Below are 7,433 nucleotides of genomic sequence, written 5' to 3' on the forward strand. Positions count from 1 at the left end.
GGGCTCCCGGTGGTGAGTGTGATGGATATTGAGACTGGTGAACTCATCCGGCAAATTCCGACCGAGGAAGCGTTAGCGCTTGCTGAAAAAATGTCAGAAATCGCCGGGTTATTAATGAAAACCGAGGCCTAATAAGCAAGCAAACACCGGGGTAATAGCGGCTTATGCTGTGCTCTGGGTGGTCTTTAGGGTGATATTTAGGGCATGAGTTAGCGTGATGGCGAGAATTACATCGCGATAAGTGTTATCTTTCTAGCTTCTAGCTTCTAGCTTCTAGCTTCTAGCTTCTAGCTTCTAGCTTCTAGTTTTACGTTTACATCTTTGTTATTGGTAGTGTGTTTTTAGGTTTTACGCCTTGAGGAGAGTGTCATGGGATTAACGGCCAACGGTTTAGGCTCTGGATTGGATATCAATGGCATTGTTTCTGCGTTGGTGAATGCCGAAAAAGCGCCTAAAGAAGCCCAATTCAATGTACAAGAGGGTAAACTGAATACCCAGATTTCGGCGCTGGGCGCACTGAAAAGTGCCATCTCTGAATTTACCGATAAACTCAAGCCCCTGTCTGATCCAAATACCTTCAATGGCTTTACCAGTAAGCTGTCTTCCTCTGATTTTTTGAAGGTCAAAACCACGAGTGATGCCGTTGCGGGTAGCTACAACATTAGCGTTAAGCAGCTTGCCCAGAGCCAAAAATTGGGCTCGGCTGCCGTCGCGGACGCTGATGCTGCCATTGGCGCCGGAACCTTAAGCTTTAGCGTGAACGGTGAAAGTTTTGATATTGAGGTGGGCGCTGAAGACTCACTCAAAGATATAGTTAAAAAAATCAATGGCTCAGATAGCAATGTCGGCGTGACCGCCACGATAGTCAACGGCGATGCTGGGCCGCAATTAGTGCTCACCTCCGATAAAACCGGTGAAGATAACACCATCACAGTGACGGCCTCCGCTGACAGCAGTAGCGCCTTAGCCGATACCTTTACCATGACGGAATTACAACCGCCTAAAAATGCGATTGTTACCGTCGATGGGGTGACCATTACCTCCAATTCGAATGAGATTGAAAACGCGATCAGTGGCGTAAATTTGACCTTAACCGCTGCGGATGTCGATAAAACCACCACCTTAACGATTTCGCCTAATACCGATGGCGCTAAAAAGGCGGTCACCGAATTTGTTGATGCCTATAATGCCTTGATGAAAACCGTACAAAATATGTCCGGTTATGATCCAGAGACGAAAAAGGCCGGCGCGTTTCAAGGTGATGCGCTGATCCGTGGACTGCAAAATCAATTCCGCTCCGTGATGTCCTCTTCTTTTGGCTCGGAAGATGGCCAAATGATGTTGGCTAATTTGGGGATTAAAACCACTCGTGAAGGTTTGCTTGAAATTGACGATGACAAGCTCACCCAAGCCCTTAAAGATAAACCTGAGCAAATCAGTGATTTTTTTGCAAATGAGGACACGGGCTTAGTCGCCAAATTAACCGAAGTGAGTGAGAACTATGTGCAAACTGGCGGGATTATCGATAGTCGCGACGAGTCATTAGACAAGCAATTGTCGCGCATTGGTGACAGCCGTAAACAACTGGCAATAAAAATGGCTGCCTATGAGTCGCGGCTGTTTGCCCAGTATAACGCCATGGATTTATTGGTTGGGCAACTCAATGCTCAATCAAGCATGTTGCAACAAAAGTTTGACTCTTTACCGGGGTTGGTGAGTAAAAAATGATCTCAAATGCGACCGCACTTGCCGATGAGTTTGCCGCGCTCGATAAGGAAATTACCCCTTTGCTCGCTGAACTTAATTCGTTACTGGTGCAGCAACCCGAGCGTTTTGATGAGTTGGCGCTAATTTTGCAGGAGTTAATTGCAAAGCGCCAAAGTTTGATCGAACAATGGCTTAAGCTCGAGGATAATGATCCTGCCCAAGGGCAATGGATCCAACAGCATCTGGTCAACACCCGTGAGTACGGTGCTCAAGTTGCTGAGCTAAAACAGTTTTTTTTAGATGCGATGCATTCGATGAAAGCCAACCGTACCAAAGTGGATTTATATAAAACATTAGAGTCAAAAAGGTAACTATCCCATGAGAGGATCACTACAGTCGTACCGCAAAGTGTCATTGGAAAGCCAACTCGCTGACGCGTCCCCCCATAAAATTACCCAAATGCTTTTTGCCGGCGCCTTAGAGCGACTCGCGCAAACCCGCGCCGCCATCGAGCAAGGCAATATGGCCAATAAAGGCGTGTTGATTGGCAAAGCCATTGGCATTATTCAGGGATTACGCAATGGCCTCGTCATGGACCAAGGTGGCGAGCTGGCTAAAAATTTAAATGATCTCTATGAGTTTGTTCTGCGTCGCTTAGGCGAAGCCAATATTAATAATGATCCTGCCGCGCTGGATGATGCGGCGACGATTTTGCGTGAGTTAAAAGAGGCTTGGGATGCTATCCCTGCGGATAAACATCATATCACGGCGCAAAATCCCTCCGCATAACGCGCAGGTACAGTTAACGGGTAACCGTTGATGGCATGACCCTAGATGAAAACAGTATCCTGAGTTAACACGGTATCCTGAGCGAAAGTGCTTCTCTAGGGCAATTCCATACCGGTCAGCGGATAAACCATGAGCTTAATAAAGAACCGAATATTTCCGATATTCGGTTTTTTTATTGATGGCGTTTAGCGATAAGCGCGATTAAGCATTAAGCGATGCGTAAGCTGCAGATGTTGAAGGCGTAGCGCGGGTCATCGCGGCGGCGCATGGGTATGATAAATCCATGACTATCTTATTTAATTGGCTTGTTATGAGTCCAATAGGGTTAATACTTCGGCTAAAAGTCCCTCGGTTTGGCATAATTTACATTCCAAGCTTGCTTCTCGTGTGCTGATAATACAATATTCATAACAACAATGAGGGTAGGGCAGATTGTTACATTGAATTTGTTAAGCTTTTACCGCAACTCATCATCAATAATTAATGCGATTTAATACCTAAATTAGCGCTTTACGGCCTACTGAATGATGCTAACAGATCAACGAATTTTACTTGTCACCACTTCATCGGAGCGCTTAAGTCGCCTGCGTTGTATTTTGGAGTTTTTGGGTGAGCAGCTTGAAATCATCGCCTTTGAAAAATTGCCATCTAGCCTTGAGGATACTCGTTATCGCGCTGTGATCATCGAAACCGATGCGCACCAAATCGATGTGCTCTCCTCTTTTGCGAGTCAGTACCCGTGGCAACCGATATTGCTCATTGGGGCTGAATACGAATTGTCACTTGCCAATGTGCTTGGGCAGATTGAAGAGCCCTTAAGTTATCCGCAGCTCACCGAATTACTGCATTTTTGCCAAGTGTATGGCCAAGTAAAACGTCCACAGGTGCCAACCAGTGCCAATCAGACTAAGCTGTTTCGAAGCTTAGTCGGCCGCAGTGATGGCATTGCCAATGTGAGACACTTAATCAGTCAGGTGGCGACATCCGACGCGACGGTTTTAGTGTTAGGCCAATCGGGCACAGGTAAAGAAGTGGTTGCCCGCAATATCCATTATCTTTCTCCCCGTCGTGATGGGCCCTTTATTCCCGTCAATTGTGGTGCAATCCCCCCCGAATTATTAGAAAGTGAGCTATTTGGCCATGAAAAGGGCTCCTTTACCGGGGCGATCAGCGCCCGTAAGGGGCGTTTTGAATTGGCTGAGGGTGGCACGCTATTTTTAGATGAAATTGGTGATATGCCCTTGCAAATGCAAGTGAAATTACTGCGAGTATTGCAAGAGCGTATGTTTGAGCGGGTGGGTGGCAGTAAAACGATTCAGGCGAATGTGCGTGTGGTCGCGGCAACCCACAGGGATCTAGAAACCATGATCAGCGCCAATGAGTTTCGTGAGGATCTCTACTATCGTTTGAACGTGTTCCCGATTGAAATGCCGGCCCTCTGTGAACGCCGTGACGATGTTCCCCTGTTGCTGCAGGAGCTGGTGAGTCGCGTGTATAACGAAGGGCGGGGCAAGGTGCGCTTTACCCAGCGGGCGATAGAGTCACTCAAGGAGCATACTTGGTCGGGTAATGTGAGGGAATTATCTAATCTGGTAGAGCGTTTAACGATTCTGTATCCCGGCGGCCTCGTTGATGTGAACGATTTACCCCTGAAATATCGGCATATCGATGTGCCTGATTATTGTATAGAACTGAGCGAAGAGCAGCAGGAACGTGATGCACTCGCCTCGTTATTTGGCAGTGATGAGCCGATTGAAATTCCGGAAACGCGTTTCCCGAGTGAACTGCCACCGGAGGGCGTGAACCTGAAGGATTTATTGGCAGAGCTTGAAATTGATATGATCCGTCAAGCTTTAGATCAACAGGATAACGTTGTTGCCCGCGCCGCAGAAATGCTGGGGATCCGTCGTACTACCTTAGTTGAAAAAATGCGTAAATACGGTATGACGAAGGATTGAGATGGCGTGCTCTGCGCCTTGCCGTCGTGTTAGCGGCGAGGCGCAGAGCATGTAGCCCAGCGCTACAGCAAACCGCCATTGGCTTTGCTATAGCGCTTAGTTTGCTTAGTCCTCAATTCGAAATAGTCCTCAATCCGCAATAGTTCAAAATCCGCAATAGCGCCCGCTAAGTTTGCAGCTAAGTTTGCAATAGTGCATGTAGTGCAATAGTTCATAGTGTCTAGTTTGCAATAGTGCCTAGTTTCAAGTTAATCGGTTTGCCAGCGCATTGGCTTACAAGCAAACAGGTGGGATAAAGCGCTTACTCTGCTTGTGTCACCTAGGGCGCTAGCGAAATGCTGTTTGCAGCCTAGGTCGCTATTCACAGCAGTCTAGGCCGATACTTACCGCAGATGCTCGCCGCAGATGCCCGCAGCATTTGCCGCCTAACTCTTTTGTCGTAGCGACGATTCTCAATCCCTTCTTATTCTTTTTTAATGTGGCATAAAATCTGCAGTGACCCCGTTATAAGCAATATTTTGACGGAGTGAACATGTCTGCCTACCCACTTGCGCAATCTGCGACAGTTAAGCTCAAGGCCACCCGCGGCGCACTGCCTGTTTGCGCCGCGATGAGCCCAAGCGCTAGCCCCGCACAGCCTGCAAGGCAATTGGCGTCTCAGAGTCAGCCATGGCACCCACGGCGTGAGGCCGCTAATATGTCCAATCGCATGGAGCATATTTTACAGGCTATGCCTTCGGGCGTAGTGATTTTAAACGGTGATGGTATCGTCACAGAGACCAACCCAGTGGCGGTGGCCTTGCTTGAGCATGATTTGCTAGGTGCCCGTTGGATTGACATTATTCACACGGCGTTTGCGCCAAAGGACGATGATGGCCATGAGGTTTCTCTGCGTAATGGCCGTCGGGTAAAACTGGCAATTACGCCACTCACCCCTGAACCGGGTCAACTGATCGTGTTAACCGATCTGACCGAAACTCGCTTATTACAAAAGAATCTCTCCCATTTGCAACGTCTTTCGGCGCTCGGGAAAATGGTAGCGACCTTGGCCCACCAAGTACGAACGCCTTTATCGGCTGCGCTGCTGTATGCCTCTAACTTGGCAAGTCCTAAGCTGTCTGAACCCGCCCGCGCTAAATTTCAGCAAAAATTGGTCGATAGGCTTAATGAGCTTGAAAGACAGGTCAACGACATGTTGTTGATGGCCAAGGGCCGTCAGGAGGAGCTTGGCGAGCGGGTGCGCCTCAATGCCGTTATCGAACAGGTATTGGCGAATTGTGAACCTATCGCGGCAAAACAGCAGTGTGAGCTGAGTGTGAGTGATAGCTCAACCGGCGTCATGCTGGCCAATATTAATGCCTTAAGCTCGGCAATTAACAATTTAGTGATCAATAGCCTCGAGGCAGGGGCTACCCAGATCCACATAGTGACACGGGACACGGATGACTCGCTGATGCTTGAAGTATCGGATAACGGAAAAGGGCTAGATGCACAGCTGCAGCAACAGGTGCTAGAGCCATTTTTTACCACTAAACCTCAAGGGACTGGCCTGGGGTTAGCGGTGGTTCAATCGGTTGTGCGTCACCACGGTGGACAAATACAGCTAAGGTGTGTGCCGTTACAAGGCTGTACTGTCGCGCTGACTTTTCCACGGGCAAAATCCGCCGCTCAATTACCACCGGAGGCTAGCCATGTCGGACGCTAAGTTGCTCCTTGTTGAGGATGATGCCTCCCTGCGTGAGGCGTTACTCGATACGCTCATGTTGGCGCAGTATGACTGTGTTGATGTGGCGTCGGCGGAGGAGGCGATTCTGGCCTTAAAGCAAAGCGCCTTTGATTTAGTGATAAGCGATGTGCAGATGCAGGGCATCGGCGGCTTAGGATTGCTCAATTACCTGCAGCAACATCATCCCCAATTACCGGTGTTATTGATGACAGCTTACGCCACCATCGGCAGCGCCGTGAGCGCCATTAAACTGGGGGCGGTGGATTATCTGGCAAAGCCCTTTGCCCCTGAGGTGTTATTAAACCAAGTGTCTCGCTATTTACCCCTCAAGCGCAATGTCGATGCGCCGGTGGTGGCTGATGATAAAAGTCTGGCATTGCTGGCATTGGCTCAGCGCGTCGCGGCCTCGGATGCGTCGGTGATGATCATGGGACCCAGTGGCTCGGGTAAAGAGGTCTTAGCGCGCTATATTCATCAGCATAGCAGCCGCGCCGAGCAAGCCTTTGTGGCGATAAATTGCGCGGCAATTCCTGAAAACATGTTAGAAGCCACCTTATTTGGTTATGAAAAAGGGGCCTTCACCGGTGCTTATCAAGCCTGTCCGGGCAAATTTGAGCAGGCGCAGGGCGGCACCTTATTACTCGATGAAATCTCTGAAATGGATTTAGCCTTACAGGCAAAATTACTCAGGGTATTGCAGGAGCGAGAAGTTGAACGTTTAGGTGGCCGTAAAACCATCAAGCTGGACGTGCGCGTGTTGGCGACATCCAATCGCGACTTAAAAGCTGCGGTTGCCGCCGGCCACTTTAGGGAAGATCTGTTTTATCGTATCAATGTGTTCCCGTTAACTTGGCCTGCGCTTAATCAACGCCCCTTGGATATTTTGCCGCTCGCACGGCATTTGCTGGCTAAACACGCCAAGTCGCTCAATGTGGTGGATTTGCCCGAATTGGATGAGCAGGCGTGTCGGCGGTTACTCAGCCATCGTTGGCCTGGCAATGTGCGCGAGCTTGATAATGTTATCCAGCGGGCGCTTATCCTGCGCGTAGGCGCAGTGATCAGTGCCAATGATATTATTATTGACTCCCAAGATGTTCCGCTTCATGCCCCTGCTGAATCCGTACCCGTCGTGGAAGGGTTAGGCGATGAGCTGAAAGCGCAGGAGCACGTGATTATTTTAGAAACCTTAGCCCAGTGCCAAGGCAGCCGAAAACAAGTTGCTGAAAAACTAGGGATCAGTGCTCGCACCTTAA

The 7,433-nt window shown here is 49.1% G+C and carries 7 protein-coding genes; all 7 read left to right on the plus strand.

Going from position 1 to position 7,433, the window contains the following annotated elements; all coding sequences use genetic code 11:
• Positions 1-132, plus strand: a 132-nt coding sequence (locus ACRCZA_RS06515; protein WP_438673650.1) for a flagellar protein FlaG, incomplete at its 5' end; no start/stop codon positions are given.
• Positions 133-369: 237 nt separating this feature from the next.
• The gene (gene fliD / locus ACRCZA_RS06520; protein WP_438673644.1) at positions 370-1,728 is read left to right on the plus strand and encodes a flagellar filament capping protein FliD; all 1,359 of its coding nucleotides are present in this window, start codon (positions 370-372) and stop codon (positions 1,726-1,728) included.
• A complete protein-coding gene (locus tag ACRCZA_RS06525) occupies positions 1,725-2,078 on the plus strand; it encodes a hypothetical protein (RefSeq protein ID WP_438673645.1) in 354 nt (117 codons plus the stop codon). The genes fliD and ACRCZA_RS06525 overlap by 4 nt, the downstream gene beginning before the upstream one ends.
• 7 nt (positions 2,079-2,085) lie before the next feature.
• A complete protein-coding gene (gene fliS, locus ACRCZA_RS06530; protein ID WP_438673646.1) occupies positions 2,086-2,496 on the plus strand; it encodes a flagellar export chaperone FliS in 411 nt (136 codons plus the stop codon).
• Positions 2,497-3,020: 524 nt separating this feature from the next.
• A complete protein-coding gene (locus ACRCZA_RS06535) occupies positions 3,021-4,454 on the plus strand; it encodes a sigma-54 interaction domain-containing protein (protein ID WP_438673647.1) in 1,434 nt (477 codons plus the stop codon).
• A 532-nt stretch (positions 4,455-4,986) separates the two neighbouring features.
• Positions 4,987-6,159: a sensor histidine kinase gene (locus ACRCZA_RS06540; protein WP_438673648.1), complete on the plus strand. Its 1,173-nt coding sequence runs from the start codon at positions 4,987-4,989 to the stop codon at positions 6,157-6,159.
• Positions 6,146-7,433, plus strand: a 1,288-nt coding sequence (locus ACRCZA_RS06545; protein WP_438673649.1) for a sigma-54-dependent transcriptional regulator, incomplete at its 3' end; no start/stop codon positions are given. The genes ACRCZA_RS06540 and ACRCZA_RS06545, both read left to right, overlap by 14 nt.

It is taken from the genome of Shewanella sp. (genome assembly GCF_051658185.1).
Taxonomy (GTDB): Bacteria; Pseudomonadota; Gammaproteobacteria; order Enterobacterales; family Shewanellaceae; genus Shewanella.